Here is an 18,236-nt window from a genome sequence, read left to right as displayed (position 1 = left end):
CCTCAGAAATCAATCGCGATGCCGTTCTTTTCCCAATCGCCGTAGCGAACGGGCGAAATACCATCAGGATCGGGTTCCTGCACCACCTCTTCCGGCTCGGGAACCGGGGGACTTGGCGACAGATGCTCGGGCGGTTTGACGTGCGGGGGGCGGCGGGAAGGTTCGGTCATCGTTGCGGCTCGCGCTGTTCCGCTCCATGTGGGCATGGATGACCGAACACACAAGCAGCGATCCTCAACCCGCCGGCGTGGCAGCGCGTGCGGCCGCCTTGCGGCTGCTGGAGGCGGTGCTGCGCCGCGGGCTGCCGCTGGAAAGCGCGCTGGACAATGCCACGCGCGGTCTGGACCGCGCCGACGATCGCGCGCTTGCCCATGCGCTGGCGGCGGAGGTGCTGCGGCGGCTCACCGACCTGGACGCCCTGATCGACAGTGCCACCGCCAAGCCGCTGCCCACCGATGCCAAGGCGCGGTTCGTGTTGCGGATTGCGCTGGCGCAGGCGCTGCAGTTGGGCACGCCGCCCCACGCGGCGATCTCGACCGTGCTGCCACTGGTGGACGGCGGGCCACGCCGGCTGGTCCATGGCGTGTTCGGCGCGCTGATGCGCAAGGGCGTGCGGCTGCCCGATCAGCCGACGCTGCCCGACGGGGTGGCGCTGCGCTGGCACGGCGCGTGGGGCGACGCGATGCTGGCGGCGGCGGAGAGCGCGATCGCCGCACCGCCCCCCCTCGACCTGACCCTGCGCGACGCCGGAAGTATATGGGTGGACACGCTCGGCGGGGAGAGTCTGGCACCGGGACATGTGCGTTTGCCCGCGGGCGCGCGCGTGACCGAACTGCCGGGTTTCGCGGAAGGCGGTTGGTGGGTGCAGGACATTTCGGCGTCGCTGCCCGCCCGCCTGATCGGGCAAGGGAAGGGGCGCGCGCTCGACCTGTGCGCCGCGCCGGGCGGCAAGACGATGCAGCTGGCCGCGGCGGGATGGACCGTGACTGCGGTCGACATGGCCGAACCGCGCCTGAAGCGCGTACGTGACAATCTGAAGCGGACGAAGCTCGAAGCGACATTGGTGACGGGCGACGCGCTGACCTTCGCCGACGATCCTTATGACGCAGTGCTGCTCGACGCGCCCTGTTCGGCGACGGGCATTTTTCGCCGTCATCCCGACGTTCTCTATCGCGCGCGGCCACGCGCGATTGCGGGCCTCGCCGAGCAGCAGCGCGCGATGCTTGCCCGTGCGGCGAGCTTGGTGAAGCCGAGCGGGGTGCTGGTCTATTCGGTATGCTCGCTCGAGCCCGAAGAAGGGGAGCGCAATGCGGCGGCGTTCCTGGAAAGCCATGGCGGCTTCGTCGCCGACCCGGTCTCCGCCGACGAGCTTCCCGCCGGCATCGCGCCCGATGGTGTGGGTCAGGTGCGGGTCCTGCCGGGAGTGTTGGCCGACAAGGGGGGCGCCGACGGCTTCTTCGTGGCGCGTTTCCGTCGCAAGTAACGGCGTGCGCGGTTTTCGGCCGAACACGCCATGTTCGGTTTAGCGGGCGGCCAAGCACGTTGGAGCAGCCCGCGCCGCCTCGATCGCCTGGGCGATCTGCGGTTCGGCGTGGCGCGTCAGGTCCCGGCGGCATTGCCGATAATGCGTGTCGAGCAGCGAAACATGCGGAATCGCCTCCTCGCACACACGCGCGACCGTGCGGACGACCCGGTGGCGCAACATACGCACGCCGGCGATCTGGGTGAGGTCGAGATCGTGGTAGCGCACGACGCGGCGTATCTCCTGCGCTACCGCGGGACTACCGATAAGGGCGGTCAGCGCGACGACGAGGGTGGTGGTGGCGAGCTTGCGGATCATGGTCGGTTTCCTTTTTCAGGTGTGAGGCGGGCGCACGTTTCCAAGGGCTCGACCGGGACCGAACCGCGCGTGCGTCGTGGGGAAGAGGTGTCTGGCAGGCGGTCAGCCCAGGTCGCACAGGCTCCAGGGCAGCCAGCGATGCGGCCGTGGGATAGGCGCGCGCCGTGGTTCAGCGATCCATCGCATGCGTCGAATTCATCCTTGGAAGTGGCGCGTCAGGCGTCGAGGAAATCGCTGCGCATCGTCTCCCCGGTTTCCGGCGGCGCGTGGCCGAGTACGCGGATCGGAGCGAAGGTCGCGCGATATTGCGCGGGCGTCATGCCGGTCGCGCGCTTGAACAGGCAGCGGAAGAAGGCGACGTCGTTATAGCCAACCGCGGCGCTGACCGACTGGATCGCTTGTCCATCCTGCTCGAGCATCGCCTTTGCTGCCTCGATCCGTAGCGCCTGAAGATAGGCTGCGGGCAGGCGCCCGGTCGCGGCCTTGAAGCGGCGCACGAAGGTACGCTCGCCAAGGCAGACCTGTTCGGCCAGCGACTGGGTGGAGATTTCGCAGCGGAAATTCTCCTGCAGGAAAGCTTCGACCTCGCGGATCCGTTTGTCGTCGTGCACCTGCGACACGGGCAGCATCGCATAACCCGATTGATGCAGCCGCGGCATCGGCAGCAGCAGCGCCTTCGCGGTCTGCAGCGCGATCTCATGCCCGCAGAATTTCTCGACCAGGTAGAGGCTGATGTCGATCGCGCTGCCGACCCCGCCACTGCACAGCACGCGCTGATCCTCGGTCAGGAACAGTTCGGGGTGCCAGCGTACGGTCGGAAAGCGTTTGGCCATGTCGTCGCACACCGCCCAATGTGTGGTGGCCATGCGTCCGTCGAGCAGGCCCGCCGCGGCGAGGTAGGCCGCGCCCATGCACACGCCGACCACGTAGGCGCCAGCCGCGTGATGGCGCCGCAGCCATGGGATCATCGCACTGTTCGCGACGAGCCCCAGGTCAAGATCCAGGCCCGAAGTAGGCACAATGATCACATCGGTTCGGCCGATGTCGTCGATGCTCGCCTCCGGCTGGAGCAGAATGCCGTAGGGGCTGCGCACCGGCCTGCCGTCGACCGACGCCGTACGGACGCGGAAAGCGGGCTTGACCGGCAGATCATGGAGCATGTTCCACAAGGTGCCCGCCGTATGGAAGATCTCCGACGGCATGACCGCGGTCGAGGACAGGCCGTCGTCGAACATGACGACGGTGACGTCCATTTGCGGAGGTTGCTGCTCGCTCTGCCCGATCTTGCGCATGATCATCAGCCGGTTGCCGTCGCGGGGCTGATCGTATCAGCAATTTCGGTGATCGTGGTGGCTGGAAATCCGCTCATACGTGCATGGTCGCGGATGATGTCCTCGCCGCTCGCCCGATAGTGGCAGAAGGTGCGATCCGGGGTGACGAACGAACTCACCCACTGGATGTGGGGACCCAGCCGATCCAGTGCGGCATTGGATGTCGCCGCCGCCTCCCGAAGCTGCTCCGCCGAGAGCATGTGAACGCCCGGAATGTGGCGTTCGATAAGATAGTTCTTCATGGTTTCGCCCCTGGTTGAATGCGCAGCCGTAATGAACGGCGGCCGCATCAGCGAAAAGGTGGCGATCCGGACATTGAAGCGGGGTGACTGCGTCCGGAGCGGCCATAATCCGATCGCGACCGGTGCGCGATCACGGCCATTGCCCGGCCAGAGTCCGCATCCTAAAGCTTCGCCATGACGCGTCCGATCCTGATCTCCGCATCGATCCTGTCCGCCGATTTCGCGCGGCTCGGCGAAGAGGTGCGGGCGGTGGATGCGGCCGGGGTGGACTGGATCCATGTCGATGTGATGGACGGGCATTTCGTGCCCAACATCACGCTCGGGCCGCAGACGGTGAGGGCGATCCGCCCGCACACGGCCAAGACGCTGGACGTGCACCTCATGATCTCTCCGGTCGATCGCTATCTGGAGGCGTTCGCCGAAGCGGGTGCCGACCTGATGACTGTCCATGCCGAGGCGGGCCCGCATCTTCACCGCACGATCCAGGCGGTGAAGGGGCTCGGCAAGAAAGCGGGGCTGGCGCTCAACCCGGCGACTCCGGTCGAGGCGGTCGATTATGTCATCGACGATCTCGACGTGATCATGGTGATGAGCGTCAATCCCGGTTTCGGCGGCCAGAGCTTCATCGAAAACCAACTGCGCAAGATCGCAGCCTTGCGGGCGCGGATCGATGCCACCGGCCGTGACATCGGGCTTGAAGTGGATGGCGGCATCGGACCGCAGAACATTGCGCGGGCGGTTTCGGCAGGGGCCAACATCCTGGTGGCCGGAACATCGACCTTCAAAGGCGGGCCGGACCATTATGCGGCGAACGTCGCCGCCCTGCGCGAGGCGCGCGGATGACCGACGAGCCCGGTTCGGGCGATGGCGAGCGATCGGACAAACGCCAGCTTCGGGCCGGCGAGCGTCCGGGGACATCGCTGACCGAGAAGCTTGGCCATGGCTTGAAGCGGCTGTCCTGGCGGACGCCGGTCCACAAGCTTCGCCTGCGCGGTCGCTATCCGTTGCAATTGCTGGACGTGCCGGCCGATCCCATTCCTGGCAACGTGGCGGCAGGACGGGCGCTGCTGGAACAGCGAATGGTCGTCGCCGGCGAGAGCATTGCGTTTGATGCGCTCGACCGTGGCGGCTTTTCGCCGGCTTTCGCGGAATATTGGCAGAGCTTCGCCTGGTTGCGTGACCTGGCGGCGGCAACCGATCGGCGCACAGCCACGCCGATCGCCGACGGGCTGATGCGCCAGTGGCTTGCCGTCCACGCCCGTACGGTCAGTGAGCCCGCCTGGCGGCCCGATCTGTGGGGTCGCCGTATCCTGTTCTGGACGGCCTACGCGCCGATCCTGCTCGACACGCAGGATGCCGACTATCGCAAGGCGGTGTTGAACGCGCTGGCCCGGGGTGCCCGCCATCTCGATGGCGCGGCCGATACAGCGCCGCAGGGCCTGCCCCGGGTGATGGCCTGGGCCGGCGTGATCGCGGCAGGCCTGCTGTTTCCGGGCGGCGATCTGCGCGCCGCCCACGGCGAAGCCGGCATCACGCGTGCGCTGGCGCTGGCGGTACATGTCGACGGCGGCCTCATCTCGCGCGCGCCGGTGGAGCAACTGGCCTTGGTCGAGCTGCTGGCGCAGCTGCGCGGCGTTTATGAAGTGCGGGCGCGGCCGCCCTCCGGCGCGGTTGCGCTCGCCTTGGCCAATGCGGTGCCCGTCCTCGCCAGCGCGACGCTGGGCGATGGCGCCTTGTCGAGCTGGCAGGGCGGCGGTCCGGCAAGCGCTGCGCGTGTGGCCGCGGCGCTGGCGGCGATCAGCGTGCGGGGCGGGACGCGCGACGATGCGCGGGACTGGGGCTATCAGCGGCTGGTCTGCGGCAAGACGCGCGTCATCATGGATGCGGCGCCGCCACCGGCGGCAGCACTCTCCCGCGGTGCCTGTGCATCGACGCTGGCGTTCGAGATGTCGGATGGCGCGCAGCGGCTCGTGGTCAATTGCGGGGGCGGCCCGGGCCTGCCGGCCGATCTGGTCAAAGGCTTGCGCACGACGGCGGCGCATTCCACGCTGGTACTCGCGGAAACCAATTCGACGGCGCTTCACCCCGACGGCACGATGGGGCGCGGCGTCACCCAGGTGGAGATGTCGCGCAACGACGGCGCCGAAGCGAGCCGGATCGAGGCATCGCATGACGGCTATGTCAAACGCTTCGGCTTCAGCCATGTCCGCCGCCTCAGCCTCACCGCTGACGGACGCGCTCTGGAAGGCGAGGATCGCCTGTTGCCGAGCGGGCGGAAGAAAGCGGCGCCGACGCCGCTCAGCTTATGGTTTCATCTCGCGCCCGGCATCGAAACGGTACTGACGACCGACGGGCAGGGGGCGCTGCTGCGTCCAAGCTCCGGGGCAGGATGGCAATTCCGGACGCGTGCCGGATCCCTGTCATTGGAGGATAGCCTTTGGGTAGACGGCGCGGGGCGGCCGCGCGCGTCGAAGGCGCTGGTGGTGGCGCTGGACGCAGCCGAGGGCGGAACGACCATCCCCTGGTCGTTCCGCCGGGTCAGCTAGCCGCCGCGTTAAGAATCACCGCCCCAGCAGGCCGCGCGCCTGGGCGGCGACATGTGCAATCATCGCTGCACTCGGCGTGGGCGCCAGACGGGCGCGATCCACCAAGGTGCGGAACTGTTCGACCCGCGGGGCTTGCGCCTGCAGCCAGCTATCGACCACCTGCTGCGGATCGGCGTCGCCCGCGCGGGCAAGGAAATCGAGCCGCAGCTGCTCGAAATCGCGGGCAAGGCCAGCCGCAAGCAGCCGTTCCCAGGGATCGGACGATACGAACCGGAGGGCCGCCTGCTTGGCCCAATCCAGCCCGAGCGCCTCGCCTAAACGGACGTAGGCTTCAGTCACGACCAGTTCGTCGGCGGAAATGCGTGCCGCCAGGCTGGCGGTGCCGATCGCGCCATCCAGTTCGTACAGCCGCACAATCTGCGCGACGATATCATCCGCAGCGCCGTCGGCACCCAACCGCGCCCGTAGCGCCGCCGCGCCCGCGCGTGCTTCCTGCTTGAGCAGGCTGTCGAGCTGCGACTCCAGCCGGGCCACGCCGGGAGTGAGACGTTCGGCAAAGGCGCCGGGGGCGATGTCGCCATTGGCCGCGCGGATCGCGTCGGCCACATGCAGGCGTGCCGCCGATCCGGCCGCCACCAGCAAAGCGATGCGCGTCGTCTCCGGCATTGCCGACCGCTCGATCGCTTCGAACATCGGCTCCAGGCCGAGGATCGCGTCGATGGCGAAATAGGCGGCCGCCACCTCCGCCAGCGTCACCCCTTCCTCTTCGGCCAGCTCGAACGGCGCGACCAAGCCGAGCCGGTTGACGATGCGGTTCGACATCTTGGTGGCGATGATCTGCGGCCGGAGGCGATGGTCGTCGATCGCCTGGGCGAAGCGCGCCTGCATCGCCGGCGGGAAGGCGGCGTGGAGCAGCGGACGCAAGAGCGGATCGGCGGCAACGTCGCTCGCTTCGATCGCTGCCTGCAAGGCCAGCTTGCCGTGACTGAGGATTACGGCCAGCTCCGGTCGCGTGAGACCATGGCCTTCCTGGGCGCGCCGTAGCAGGGTAGCGTTGCTCTCAAGCCCGTCGACGCTACGATCGATGCGGCCGCCGGATTCCAGGATCTCCACGACGCGCAACTGCGCCGGCAAGGCGCCTGCGCCGCCATATTCGGCCAGGCTGAGCCCCAGCGTCTGCAGGCGATTATCCTCCAGGACGATGTGCGCCACGTCTTCGGTCATGTCCGCGAGGAAGGCGTTGCGCTCTTCGAAGGGCAGGCGCCCCTCATTCATCTCCCGGTTCAGCGCGATCTTGATGTTCACCTCATTGTCCGAGCAGTCGACGCCGGCCGAATTGTCGATGAAATCGGTGTTGATCCGCCCGCCATTGGCGGCGAACTCGATCCGTCCGGCCTGTGTGACGCCCAAATTGGCGCCTTCGCCGATGACCTTGGCGCGAACCTCCATACCGTTGATGCGATGGGCATCGTTGGACGGATCGCCCACGTCGGCATTGGATTGATCGGACGCCTTCACATAGGTGCCGATCCCGCCGAACCAGAGCAGGTCCGCCGGCGCGCGCAGGATTGCGGCAATCAGGCTGGACGGATCGAGCACGTCAGCGTCGATGCCCAGCACGGCCTTTACCTGCGACGACAGCGGAATCATCTTCTGCGTGCGCGGATAGATGCCGCCGCCAGGCGAGATCAGGGACGGATCGTAATCCGCCCAGGACGAACGCGGCAGCGCGAACATGCGGCTGCGTTCTTCCCAGCTGCGCGCAGGATCCGGATCCGGATCCAGGAAGATGTGGCGGTGGTCAAACGCCGCCACCAGCTTGAGCGCCTTCGACAGCAGCATGCCGTTGCCGAACACGTCGCCCGACATGTCGCCGCAGCCGACCACGGTGGTTGGATCCGTCTGCACATCGACGCCGCGTTCCAGGAAGTGGCGCTGCACCGAGACCCACGCGCCGCGTGCGGTGATCGCCATCGCCTTATGGTCATAACCGTGGCTGCCGCCCGAAGCGAATGCGTCGCCAAGCCAGAAGCCATGATCTTCGGAAATGGCATTCGCGATATCGGAGAAGGTCGCGGTGCCCTTGTCGGCGGCGACCACGAAATAGGGATCTTCGCCGTCGCGAATGCGCACACGATCGGGATGCACGACGGCACCCTCGACCAGGTTATCCGTGATCGAGAGCAGGGAGCGGATGAAGATGCGGTAGCTTTCGGTCCCTTCCGCAAGCCAGGCATCGCGATTGGCGGCCGGCGGCAATTGCTTGGGATAGAAGCCGCCCTTTGCGCCGGTCGGTACGATCACGGCATTCTTGACGACCTGTGCTTTCATCAGGCCGAGAATTTCGGTGCGGAAATCATCGCGCCGATCGGACCAGCGCAGGCCGCCGCGCGCGATCGGACCGCCGCGCAGGTGGATACCCTCCACCCGGGGTGAATAGACCCAGATTTCGCGCCAGGGCAGGGGTTTGGGCAGGTTCGGCACCAGCGCCGAATCCATCTTGAAGGCCAGGGCCTCCTGCGCCGCCGGGGCAAACGCGTTGGTGCGCAGGATCGCCCGCACCACGCCGGCCAGCCGGCGCAGGATGCGATCGTCTTCGATCGAGGCGACCTGGGCCAGAGCGGCCTCCAGCCGATCCGCCGCGGCGCCCTCCTCGCCATTGCCATCCGGATCATGACGGGCGTCGAACAAAGCGATCAGCGCGCGGGCGACGTCGGGCGCATGATCCAGCGCATCTGCGACCGTCTGCAGCCCATAAGGCAGGCCGATCTGGCGCAGATAGCGGAACCAAGCGCGCGTCAGCACCACTTCGCGCGGATCGAGGCCGACGCCGACGATAAGCGCGTTGAAGGCGTCATTCTCGGCCTGCCCTGCCAGCACGGCGGCGATGGCGGACTCGGCGACATCGGCGCGCGCGAGCAGCGCCTCTGCGGCCTCGGCGCTGTCTGTCTCCAGCAGGAACTCGTCGATATATGCGGCGGTGCTGCTCCGCAGCGGGGTCGGCATTTCCTCAAGCACGCGGAAGCCGAAATGTTCGAAAACCGGTACGGCTTCGGACAGCGGGATGAGCTCGCCCAAGCGATAGGTTTTCAGCCGCAGCCGGGCCCCGCTATCCCCCGAACCGCGATAGAGGCGGATCGCCCGCGCGCTGGTGTCGTTCAGATCGGCGAGCCGCTGGATATCTGCAGCCGCCTCATCCGGCGTCGAGCGCATGCGATAATCGGACGGGAAGGCGTCGGCCCAGTCGAGCACGAGCCGCGCGGCGCGGGTCGGCGCCACCGTCTCGCCCAGCTTCAGTTCGATGCCCGGTGCCCAGCCGCGCAACATATTTTCAAGCTGCCGGTCGAGCAGCTCGGCATCGGGCACGGTTGCGCCATACGGCAAATCGAGCGTGTAACGGATGAGCGCAAGGTCCCCTTCGCCCAAATCTAAGGCCCAGCTGGTCACCGGTGCATCGGCGGCCTGTTCCAGCATCGTCTGGATCGCTTCGCGCTGGGTCGTGCTCAACGCCTCGCGTGGGAGCCAGACGAAGGCGAAAAGATGTCGCAGCAACGGCCCGGGGGCCAGGACCAGCTTCGGGCGGGGCCGGTCGGCAAGGCTCATCGCAGTGAGGGCGACCTGTTCCAGCACAGCCGGCGCGAAGGTGATGATGATGTCGTGCGGCAGATCGGACAAGGCGTGATGCAGGGCCTTGCCGGCGTGCGAGGAGGGGCTGAACCCATATTTATCCTCGATCTGCGCCAGCCGCGTGCGCAAGACGGGCACCTTGTCGGAGGCCGCCCGCAACGCCGCGCTCGTCCACAAGCCGGCAACGATCGCCAGCGCATCAACCGAACTGCCGCTGCGGATGGGGACAATCAGAAGATCCATGGCTGCCCGGCGATGGACCGTGGCAAGCCGATCGCTTTTGACCACCAGCGGCGCTTCGCCGCCCTGTTCGAACCAGTTGAAGGCGGCCTCCCGTGCCGCATCGGACCATAAAGGCTCGCTCTTGGTGCGCAGGATGCCAAGACCGGCCTCGGCCGTGCCGTCTCGCCGCTCGGTATGCGCGCCGAGCAAGGTGAAATGGCGTTCCAGGAACCAGCGCAACAGCGCCGCACCCTCGCCATCCGGCAGCGTCTGAGCGCAATCGCGCAAGGCGAGCTGCAGGCGCGGCCAATCCTCCACCGCCGCGCGCACGTCGCCGAGCATGGCGGCCAGATCGCCTTCCAGTGTGCGCCGTATCTTGGCGTCGACCCGATCCACTTCCATGTAGATCATCGATTCGCGTCGTTCGCCGCTGCTGCCGGCTGGCAGGATGGCGCGCAGGGTGCCGTCGCCGTCGCGACGTACCGACAGGACCGGATGGAGCAGGCGATGCACGTCGATCCCGCGTGCGCCCAGCGTTGCCGCAACCGAATCGACGAGGAAGGGCATATCGTCATTGACGATGCCCAGCCGCATCCGCCGCTGCACACTATCGCTGCTGCCGGACTCCAGCCCGATGGACGGCTGGCCCGGCATGCGCTGGGCGGCAAGCCGCGTCATGAAGGCGGTGGCTTCGGTATGGGTGGACGTGTCGAAATTATCGGTTTCGCCGGGCAAGGCGCCTTCGACGAGGGCCGCGGAAATAGCGGCAGCGGCCTCCTCCCCAAGGGTGGGAGTGGCCAAATCGCTGTTCGTCATCCTGCTCTCCGGCACGATCTGCTTGGCGCAATCGTGCGCTGCTGTTCGGTTAAGCCAAGCCCTATGCGCTTGTGTTACAGTCGGGACAACCCGCGCCGTCCCATTCGCCGTAGGCGCGCATTGACGAGGATTGCGTGCTGCGGTCCCTTGTCAGGCCCGACAAGCGCTGGTAACGGCCCGCATCCAGACGCCGCCTTAGCTCAGTTGGTAGAGCATCGCATTCGTAATGCGGGGGTCACAGGTTCGAGTCCTGTAGGCGGCACCATACATAAGTGAACACGCTCTAGAAATCCGCAGAAAACTGCGTTAAAATAGCGTTGCGTCGGTTCCAAAGTTTCCCACTTTGTTCCGCTGTGGCCCACCCAAAATGGGCCACAAAACGGTGGACCACGAGATGCTGTGGAGTCGTGGCCCATCATTCTTACGGCAATAAAAATTCAGGGGCTGAAGCCTGCCGCCAAGCCCTACAAGGTTCCGGATGCTGACGGCCTCTTCCTGCCCGTGCAGCCATCCGGCGCGCTATTGTGGCGGTATCGGTACAAGGCGCACGGAACCGAGCGGAAACTGTCGCTCGGCAGCTTTCCAGAAGTCTCCCTGGCTCAGGCGCGCAAGAAGCGCGATCTCGCCTATTGCGAGATCGAGGACGGCGGCGATCCGGTCGAGGAGAAGCGGCAGCGCAAGCTGAAGGCGGCGATCGCGGCGCAAACGACGTTTCAGCTCGTCGCTGAGGAATATATCCAGAAGATGGAGCTCGAGGGCCGCTCGCCCGCCACGCTCAAGAAAGCACGCTGGTTCCTCGAACTGCTCGACAGGGCGGCGCCTTGATTTCGCCGCGCGTCAAACATCATGCGGCTCTCATCGCGCCGAGCAAGGTAGGTGAGCTCCTGCGCGATCGATGGCTATGATGGCCGTCTGGAGACGCGGGTGGCGCTCCAATTGATCGCGCATGTCTCCCTCCGGCCAGGCGAGCTCCGACAGGCGAGATGGACCTAGATTGATTTGGCCGAAAAGGTCTGGCGGATCCCTGCGGAGGGTATGAAGATGAAGCAACCCCATACGGTGCCATTGTCACGCCAGGCGCTCTACCTCCTCAATGAGCTCCGGACCCTACGCAAGGCGGGCGATTTCCTGTTCCCGTCGATCTGCTCCGCGCACTGCGCAATGTCTGATGGCACGCTCAACGTGGCGCTCCCGCGGATGGGGTATGGTAATGACGAGATGACGAGCCACGGCTTTCGGGCGACGGCCAGCACCTTGCTGAACGAATCTGGTCTTTGGCATCCTGACGCGATCGAACGCGCCTTGGCGCATGGCGAAAAGGACCGGGTCCGCGCAGCTTATCATCGTGGCACGCATTGGGCGGAGCGCGTTCGAATGGCGCAGTGGTGGTCGGACCATCTCGATCAACTGCGCGCAGGTGGCAAAGTTCTGAAGGGCAGGTTCCCTAGCCGCATCAGTCGTAAATAGCCGCGGGCGATGTATTTGGATGTTGGCCGAGCAGCCTGCGGGCATGCTATCATTCCCTCGGTGGAGCCGCCTCAATGCCTACGATCCGGATCGCGGCAGCTCTCATCGATGATGCAGCTGGACGGCTATTGCTTGTCCGGAAGACCGGCACGCAGTGGTTCATGCAGGCAGGTGGTAAGATCGAGGACGGGGAGGATGCACTGTCGGCACTTCGACGAGAGTTGGAAGAAGAGATAGGGCTCTCATACTCAAGTGAAGAACCTCGGTATCTTGGCCGGTATTCGGCCCCGGCGGCGAACGAGCCTCACTTCATCGTTGAAGCCGACATCTATCACATACGCGTTGAGCATATCCCCGACACCCGGGCGGAGATAGAGGAAGCCTTATGGGTCAGCCACGCTGAAGCGCTGGCGATGCCGCTCGCTCTGCTGACTCGCGAGCGTGTTTTGCCGCTTTCCCGGTTGCTTGAACCCTTGCGCTTACCTTCGATGCCGAGGTTCCCGTCGTGAGCGCTATCAACGGGTTTTGACGTGGGCTGCGCTTGCCGTGACGTTCTTGGGTCGACGCTAACTATGATCGGCCATGCTCAACGCGGCTCCTCGGCTGGAGTATGACAGGGCCTGAGAGGGTTAAGCGAAGTTCCCTAGCTGCTCGGCCGTCTGGTCTTCTGCAATGACCTGCCTCTCGCTTTGTTCAGATTGATCACCGAACCTATGTTCATCAGCATCCCCTTGCGGCGTGTCACTGTGCTTGTCAGAGGTCGCGCTCGCATCTTCGGACTGTTCAGTCATATCGATCCCTTCGAGATGTATTCGAAACTGCCGAAGGCTGGTTTCGGTCCCGCTTGGGCTTGCATATCGAGAAGGCACACTCGCTCGGCGTGACGCAGCCTGTGGGATCAAGCCTGACGCTGCAGGCGCGCTACGTGCGCTGGATTAACAGCTACAATCGCTGGAGAGACATAAGCGGTCCCGACCAGCAGCTTTCGCGCGGTACAACGCCTCGTCAGCGGCTGCGTGAAATACACTCGGGTTCACTCCGTGCTTCAAAGGGGCGATGCCCACGCTGACAGTAGCTTGCATCTTCACATCGGAAGAGATCCGGTGCTCCTGCCTGCCAAATTCTAGCCGGATGCGCTCGCAGATTTTTCGTGCGTCGTCGACCGACGCATCGTTCAGCACAACCACAAACTCTTCGCCTCCCAGGCGCGCCGTAATATCCCCCTCCCGAACTGCGCTTCGCACGATCTTCGCAAAGTGTTGAAGGACCTGATCTCCCGCGGCGTGCCCGTAGCGATCGTTGATACTTTTGAAGTGGTCGAGGTCAAAAAGAGCCAGACACCCCTCTTCGTGGGTGTGCGCTGCCTCTTGCAAGCGCAAAGCAAGTGCCTCTTGATAGGCGCGGCGGTTCAGCAATCCGGTAAGCGGATCGATGCTCGCGCGATAGGCGAGCTCTTCAACCAACATGCGGCGCTGGGTAATTTCCCGAATTATGCTTATTGTTCCAGCGACATAACCGTCTCTATCCAGCACTGCGCGAATATGACTTTCTACCCAGATAATGCCCCCTTTGCGGGGCTGAATTCGGTATTCGACGATGGCCGTCTGGTCCGGATTATCAAGCGCACGTTCTCGCGCCATCTTGTGAGCGGCGCGATCTTCCGCCCGCATGAAGTCTAATATCACTTTCCCGATAATCTCCTCAGGCGCGTAGCCCCATTCGCTCGTTACCATTGGTGAGACGTAGCAGGCCCGACCGGTGCGATCGCAGCGCAACACGACGTCTCCTGAGCGTTCCAATATCAGGCGATGCAGTTCTTCGGCCGCGCGTAGACGCTCGGTGAGGCGGTGACGCATGCTCAGCTCAGCCGCTACGGGCAGAAGAGTGACAACCGTCATCGCAATGTAGATCTGAAGGACCTGGAATTTGAAGGTCATGTTGCCGTTCAGGAGGACGGTAGGCCCAAGCCCCAGCAGCGAACATGACATCGCAATCACTACAAAGATGAGGATCGAGCTTACGGCGCCCGCCCGCCCAAGCCTGAAGGCGCAGGCAAGCATCGGGACGATCGGCAACATGACCAGCGGAATAGCACTTTGCAGGAAAGCGGCGAGCGATGCGACAGCTACCGCCGCAAGCATGAGGCCTATCTCCAGTGCTCGACGTCGTCCTCGTGCGAATAGCCGCCGCTGGAGCTCGCCGCGTTGCGCGAAGACAAGCGGCGGGCCGAAGGCGATTAGGCCGAGACTATGACCCGTAAACCAATCGCGCCACGCAGCCCAATAAGGCGCGCCTGCCGCCAGTTGCGCGAACGGCGCCGCCAGAGTGGCGCTGGCCGCAGGCACCAAGAGGCCCGCCGCAAGCAGGAACCAGCCCACATCGGCGACCGAGGCGAATTTAACGTACCGGGGAGAGAAGCGCCGCGAAAGCCATGCTGCCGCATAGGCTTCCGCCAGGGAGATCATCCCGATCGGAATGGATGCGAACCCGCCTATACCGAAGATGGCGCTCGCACCGATCGCTGGCGGAAGGCAACCGAGCGTCAGCGCTAACCAGTAACGTTTTGGGACACTGGCAAGTGTGGCGAACAGAAACGGGCCGGCAAGCCACACGATCGAGATCCCGCCGCCGAAGCGCGTGAGCTGCATTGTCAGCGTGGCACATGCGAACCACAATATTGCGGTCAGCGCGATGTCTGAGACCCGTTTTGCCTTTATATTCGAGAATACAGGCCGCTTGTCTGGGGTAAGGCCCACATTATTTATCAAAGGTCCCCCAGCGACAATGATCGAAACTGCAGCGTCTCTACGCAATCGTCACTACCTGTCGCGTGAGTGGGGCGGCGTCGATCACTGATATTTGGGCGCATGAACGCACCAGAGGGATTTTAGACCCGCCATTAAATCGATCGCAGAACTTTCCTAGAACGCTCTTGATTGTCATTGATCAATTAGGCTGCGACCCACCCGAGCTTGCGGCACCAGAAGAGTAAGGTCGCTCTCCTACTCGTACCCTTGGATCCTGCCACTCAACGGCCACCTAGGCTTGATCTCGACGGTTGCGCGGTCGTCGCTGGCTTTTTGTGCAGGCGGGATCGACCTCTCGCAGCCGCCGGTGCTCCGGCCGCGCTCTGGTCCCCGAATATACTGCGCGTGAGCCACTAGCGCGCAAGCTGGGTGTCTCAAAAATGCGAGAGCGCCGCTGCCGTCATCAAACGGGGGTGCTTCAGGTCTGCGCGCGAGAAACGCAGTCAGGGCAGCGACGGCCACTGCGCAAGATCATCGGCCTTGATGAGAAGGGCCGGGCCTGGCCGACGTAGCAATTCGCGGACACCGGTTCCGAAAAATTTTTGTCGGTTTTGTGACAGCCGCTCGTCTTCCTTCAAGAGGGCCGGGCATCCTCTGTTCGGCTACCAACCGGGGGTTAAGGGAATGACGAGATTCGGTAGCGTGTTGCGTGTGTGCGCGGTCATGGCGGCGATTGCCGGCAGCGGCATAGTCTCAGCTCAGTCGGTTCTAGCCTCTGGGAGCGATGCCGCCTCGGTACCGGAAGACGATGTTGTTGTTGTTACCGGCTCGCGTATCGATCGTGCCGGTTTCCAGGCACCGACGCCTACCGTGCATGTGACGGCTGAACAGCTGGCGATCGGTGCGCGCGCCAATGTTGCGGCCGCGCTGAATGATCTGCCGCAATTCCGGGCCACGACCTCCGCGCAGACCACCGGCACCAACACCGGCGCTGGTCAGGCCCCGGTTGACCTGCGCGGACTTGGCATCACCCACACGCTGGTCCTTCTCGACGGACGTCGTCTTGTCAGCGACAATGATCTTAACACCATTCCGACGGTGTTGATGCGAACGGTTGACGTCGTGACCGGCGGCGCATCGGCGGCCTGGGGGTCCGGCGCAGTCGCCGGCGTCGTCAATATCGTTCTCGACGACAAATATAATGGATTGGAGCTAGGGGCCGAGAAGGGGATATCCTCCTTTGGCGATAATGCCTCGACCCGCTTCCAGGGGAAGGTCGGCGCGGGCTTCGCCGATGGCCGCGGACATATCTTGGTCGGCGGCGAATATTATGACAGCGACGGCGTTATTCCCAAGGCCAGCCGTTCGCGCATTGGTCGCTGGGCAACAATATCCAATGGTGACGGCACGTTCTCGCTCGTGCCTAACGTCGGCTTCGCCAATGCAGCGCGCGGTGGTCTGATCATGTCCGGCATTAACAAGGGGAAGGTCTTCGGCTCGGACGGCACACTCCACGCTTTTGATGTGACCAAGACGATCGGGACCAATGCAATTGGTGACGAGGCGCCCTCGAATGACGATCTTAGCCCGCTCGTCACCCCGCAGCGGCGCTATTCGGCGCTCGGCCGCGTCAGCTATGACTTCTCCGATGCCTTCAAGTTGACCGGTGAGCTCCGGCACTCGCGGATGTGGAACAACTACATCTGGTTCGGAGATCATAATCGCGGCAACCTGAACATCAGCGTGGACAACGCCTTTCTGCCATCAAGCGTTCGGCAGTCGATGCTGTCTGCCAATGAGCGCAGCTTCACGATGGGGCGCTTCAACAGCGATCTTTCCTACTCGCACATCGATTTCCAGCGCGTTGTAACCCAAGGCACGCTGGCAGCGGATGGGCGGTTCGGGGTCGGCAGCAAGGAGTTCCGCTGGAGCGCTTATTATAGCTACGGCGCCTATGACACCGACATCAAGACGCCCGGCTTCCTGCTGACTCAGAATTACGCAAATGCTGTGGATTCTATCATCGATCCGACGACCGGCCAGGCTGTGTGTCGTAGCCGGGCCGCCGGCTGCGTGCCGATCAACCTGTTCGGTGAGGGCGCGCCGTCGCAAGCTGCGATCGACTATGTCACCGGCACGCCGGAATCCCATTCGCGCCAGACGCTCAATATCGGTGGCGTCAGCCTTCGTGGCGAGCCGTTCAGCACCTGGGCGGGTCCTGTTTCCTTCGCGATCGGCGGCGAAATCCGGCGGGAAAAGATCAATACCTCGGTCGGGGCACTCGATGCCGCCGGCGCCTTCACCTCCTTCAGTTTCTCGCCTCTGCACGGCGGCTTCACGGTGAAGGAAGGCTTCGGCGAGTTGCTGGTGCCGCTGGCCAAGGACGTGCCACTGCTGCGCAACCTCGAGTTGAATGCCGCAGCGCGCGTCTCAGACTATAGCACGTCCGGCTCGATCTGGTCGTGGAAGCTCGGGCTGACGGATGAAGTCTTCACCGGATTCCGGCTCCGCGCGACACGCTCGCGCGATATCCGGGCAGCCAATCTGACCGAGCTCTACACCCAGTCCTCCATCGGCTATAACAATCTCACGGATCCGGCCACCAATCAGAGCGTCTACGTCCAGAATATCGGTGGCGGAAACCGTAATCTAAAGCCGGAGACAGCCGATACCTGGACGAGTGGCTTTACCTACGCGCCCAAATTCGCGCCCGGCCTCGATCTGTCGCTCGACTATTACAATATCAAGATCAAGGATATCATCACGTCGATAGCGGCGCAGGATCTCGTTACGCGATGCTTCAACGGTAATACCGCCCTTTGCTCTCAGATCAGTCGCGACAGCAGTGGCACGATCACCCAGACGCGCTCTGGCTATGTCAATCTATCACGATACAAGACAGATGGGATTGACGCCGAGCTTTCCTACCGGGTGCCGCTCGATCGGATCGTCGCCGACGCACCGGGCGTCATGCGCTTCCATCTTGCCGGGACATGGGTCAACAATCTGGCCGTTGATGACGGTGTCAGCACCATCGATTACGTCCGCTCTCAGGGATATTCGTTCGGCCTTGGCGTTCCCAAATGGCGCGTCAACGGCAGCGTGGGTTATGAGGGCGCGCACGCAGGCGGCCTATTGCGCGCCCGCTATATCTCGTCGGGCAGCTACAACAGCACGGTTAACCTGACCAATAACCACATCAAGGCTTACACCTATTTCGACATGGAGGCGCATACCCGTATCCCGACGGATAAGATGGGAGCGCTCGAACTCTACGTGAATGTCAGTAATCTGTTCGACAAGAAGCCGCCGGTCAGCTCGCTCTATTCGCCCTATTACGATGTCATTGGGCGCTTCATCTCGGTGGGAGCTCGCGTGAAATTCTGATTGCGACGCTG

14 protein-coding genes and 1 tRNA gene are annotated in these 18,236 nt (G+C 64.1%); 8 read left to right on the top strand and 7 right to left on the bottom strand.

The features are described from left to right. Positions 1–2: 2 nt before the first annotated feature. Entirely contained in the window at positions 3–170 is a 168-nt protein-coding gene (locus ACOJSI_RS19125; protein ID WP_420139912.1) for a DUF1674 domain-containing protein, read from the bottom strand. A 38-nt stretch (positions 171–208) separates the two neighbouring features. On the opposite strand from ACOJSI_RS19125, the gene ACOJSI_RS19120 reads away from it, so the two are divergent. Continuing rightward, on the top strand, positions 209–1,483 hold the full coding sequence (locus ACOJSI_RS19120; RefSeq protein ID WP_420139911.1) for an RsmB/NOP family class I SAM-dependent RNA methyltransferase: 1,275 nt from the start codon (positions 209–211) through the stop codon (positions 1,481–1,483). A 39-nt stretch (positions 1,484–1,522) separates the two neighbouring features. Here ACOJSI_RS19120 and ACOJSI_RS19115 read toward each other — a convergent pair whose 3' ends face one another. The 3 genes from ACOJSI_RS19115 to ACOJSI_RS19105 all read right to left on the bottom strand — a co-directional run bounded on the left by ACOJSI_RS19115 (position 1,523) and on the right by ACOJSI_RS19105 (position 3,413). Further along, positions 1,523–1,840 (bottom strand): UrcA family protein, encoded by a 318-nt coding sequence (locus ACOJSI_RS19115; protein WP_420139910.1) that lies wholly within the window; start codon positions 1,838–1,840, stop codon positions 1,523–1,525. A gap of 215 nt (positions 1,841–2,055) precedes the next feature. Beyond that, positions 2,056–3,138, bottom strand: a complete 1,083-nt coding sequence (locus ACOJSI_RS19110; protein ID WP_420139909.1) for a GlxA family transcriptional regulator — start codon at positions 3,136–3,138, stop codon at positions 2,056–2,058. Further along, positions 3,138–3,413: a DUF4242 domain-containing protein gene (locus ACOJSI_RS19105; RefSeq protein WP_420139908.1), complete on the bottom strand. Its 276-nt coding sequence runs from the start codon at positions 3,411–3,413 to the stop codon at positions 3,138–3,140. The genes ACOJSI_RS19110 and ACOJSI_RS19105 overlap by 1 nt, the downstream gene beginning before the upstream one ends. Before the next feature lie 174 nt (positions 3,414–3,587). Between ACOJSI_RS19105 and rpe the strand changes: the two genes are divergently transcribed. Then, a complete protein-coding gene (gene rpe, locus ACOJSI_RS19100) occupies positions 3,588–4,256 on the top strand; it encodes a ribulose-phosphate 3-epimerase (protein ID WP_420139907.1) in 669 nt (222 codons plus the stop codon). Then, complete coding sequence (locus ACOJSI_RS19095; protein ID WP_420139906.1) at positions 4,253–5,959, top strand: heparinase II/III family protein; 1,707 nt, start codon at positions 4,253–4,255, stop codon at positions 5,957–5,959. Before rpe ends, ACOJSI_RS19095 begins: the two co-directional genes overlap by 4 nt. Before the next feature lie 15 nt (positions 5,960–5,974). On the opposite strand, the gene ACOJSI_RS19090 is transcribed toward ACOJSI_RS19095, so the two are convergent. After that, the gene (locus tag ACOJSI_RS19090) at positions 5,975–10,624 is read right to left on the bottom strand and encodes an NAD-glutamate dehydrogenase (RefSeq protein WP_420139905.1); all 4,650 of its coding nucleotides are present in this window, start codon (positions 10,622–10,624) and stop codon (positions 5,975–5,977) included. Between the two features lie 189 nt (positions 10,625–10,813). Between ACOJSI_RS19090 and ACOJSI_RS19085 the strand changes: the two genes are divergently transcribed. The 4 genes from ACOJSI_RS19085 (at position 10,814) to ACOJSI_RS19070 (ending at position 12,600) form a co-directional block, all read left to right on the top strand. Continuing rightward, positions 10,814–10,889: transfer RNA gene (locus tag ACOJSI_RS19085), tRNA-Thr, on the top strand. 134 nt (positions 10,890–11,023) lie between these two features. Then, positions 11,024–11,449 (top strand): Arm DNA-binding domain-containing protein, encoded by a 426-nt coding sequence (locus ACOJSI_RS19080; protein WP_420139904.1) that lies wholly within the window; start codon positions 11,024–11,026, stop codon positions 11,447–11,449. A 174-nt stretch (positions 11,450–11,623) separates the two neighbouring features. After that, entirely contained in the window at positions 11,624–12,091 is a 468-nt protein-coding gene (locus ACOJSI_RS19075; protein WP_420139903.1) for a tyrosine-type recombinase/integrase, read from the top strand. Between the two features lie 74 nt (positions 12,092–12,165). Next, on the top strand, positions 12,166–12,600 hold the full coding sequence (locus ACOJSI_RS19070; protein WP_420139902.1) for an NUDIX hydrolase: 435 nt from the start codon (positions 12,166–12,168) through the stop codon (positions 12,598–12,600). A gap of 120 nt (positions 12,601–12,720) precedes the next feature. Here the strand turns inward: ACOJSI_RS19070 and ACOJSI_RS19065 are convergent, their stop codons facing one another. Continuing rightward, on the bottom strand, positions 12,721–12,882 hold the full coding sequence (locus ACOJSI_RS19065; protein ID WP_420139901.1) for a hypothetical protein: 162 nt from the start codon (positions 12,880–12,882) through the stop codon (positions 12,721–12,723). 144 nt (positions 12,883–13,026) lie between these two features. Next, positions 13,027–14,847, bottom strand: coding sequence for a diguanylate cyclase (locus ACOJSI_RS19060; RefSeq protein WP_420139900.1), 1,821 nt, complete (start codon positions 14,845–14,847; stop codon positions 13,027–13,029). Positions 14,848–15,522: 675 nt separating this feature from the next. Here ACOJSI_RS19060 and ACOJSI_RS19055 point away from each other — a divergent pair. Beyond that, on the top strand, positions 15,523–18,225 hold the full coding sequence (locus ACOJSI_RS19055) for a TonB-dependent receptor domain-containing protein (RefSeq protein WP_420139899.1): 2,703 nt from the start codon (positions 15,523–15,525) through the stop codon (positions 18,223–18,225). Positions 18,226–18,236: the final 11 nt, after the last annotated feature.

Origin of the sequence: Sphingomonas sp. (assembly GCF_048595155.1) — a bacterium.
In the GTDB taxonomy this organism is placed as follows: Bacteria; Pseudomonadota; Alphaproteobacteria; order Sphingomonadales; family Sphingomonadaceae; genus Sphingomonas_I.
The sequence above is the reverse complement of the archived record's forward strand: the minus strand, read 5'-3'. Positions and strand labels throughout refer to the sequence as shown.

Excerpts from the sequence above, each read along its gene's own strand:
- ACOJSI_RS19125 (WP_420139912.1), bottom strand. The coding sequence starts at position 170 with ATGACCGAACCTTCCCGCCGCCCCCCGCACGTCAAACCGCCCGAGCAT.
- ACOJSI_RS19110 (WP_420139909.1), bottom strand. The coding sequence starts at position 3,138 with ATGATCATGCGCAAGATCGGGCAGAGCGAGCAGCAACCTCCGCAAATG.
- ACOJSI_RS19105 (WP_420139908.1), bottom strand. The coding sequence starts at position 3,413 with ATGAAGAACTATCTTATCGAACGCCACATTCCGGGCGTTCACATGCTC.
- rpe (WP_420139907.1), top strand. The coding sequence starts at position 3,588 with ATGACGCGTCCGATCCTGATCTCCGCATCGATCCTGTCCGCCGATTTC.
- ACOJSI_RS19055 (WP_420139899.1), top strand. The coding sequence starts at position 15,523 with ATGACGAGATTCGGTAGCGTGTTGCGTGTGTGCGCGGTCATGGCGGCG.
- ACOJSI_RS19070 (WP_420139902.1), top strand. The coding sequence starts at position 12,166 with ATGCCTACGATCCGGATCGCGGCAGCTCTCATCGATGATGCAGCTGGA.
- ACOJSI_RS19065 (WP_420139901.1), bottom strand. The coding sequence starts at position 12,882 with ATGACTGAACAGTCCGAAGATGCGAGCGCGACCTCTGACAAGCACAGT.
- ACOJSI_RS19090 (WP_420139905.1), bottom strand. The coding sequence starts at position 10,624 with ATGACGAACAGCGATTTGGCCACTCCCACCCTTGGGGAGGAGGCCGCT.
- ACOJSI_RS19115 (WP_420139910.1), bottom strand. The coding sequence starts at position 1,840 with ATGATCCGCAAGCTCGCCACCACCACCCTCGTCGTCGCGCTGACCGCC.
- ACOJSI_RS19120 (WP_420139911.1), top strand. The coding sequence starts at position 209 with ATGACCGAACACACAAGCAGCGATCCTCAACCCGCCGGCGTGGCAGCG.
- ACOJSI_RS19095 (WP_420139906.1), top strand. The coding sequence starts at position 4,253 with ATGACCGACGAGCCCGGTTCGGGCGATGGCGAGCGATCGGACAAACGC.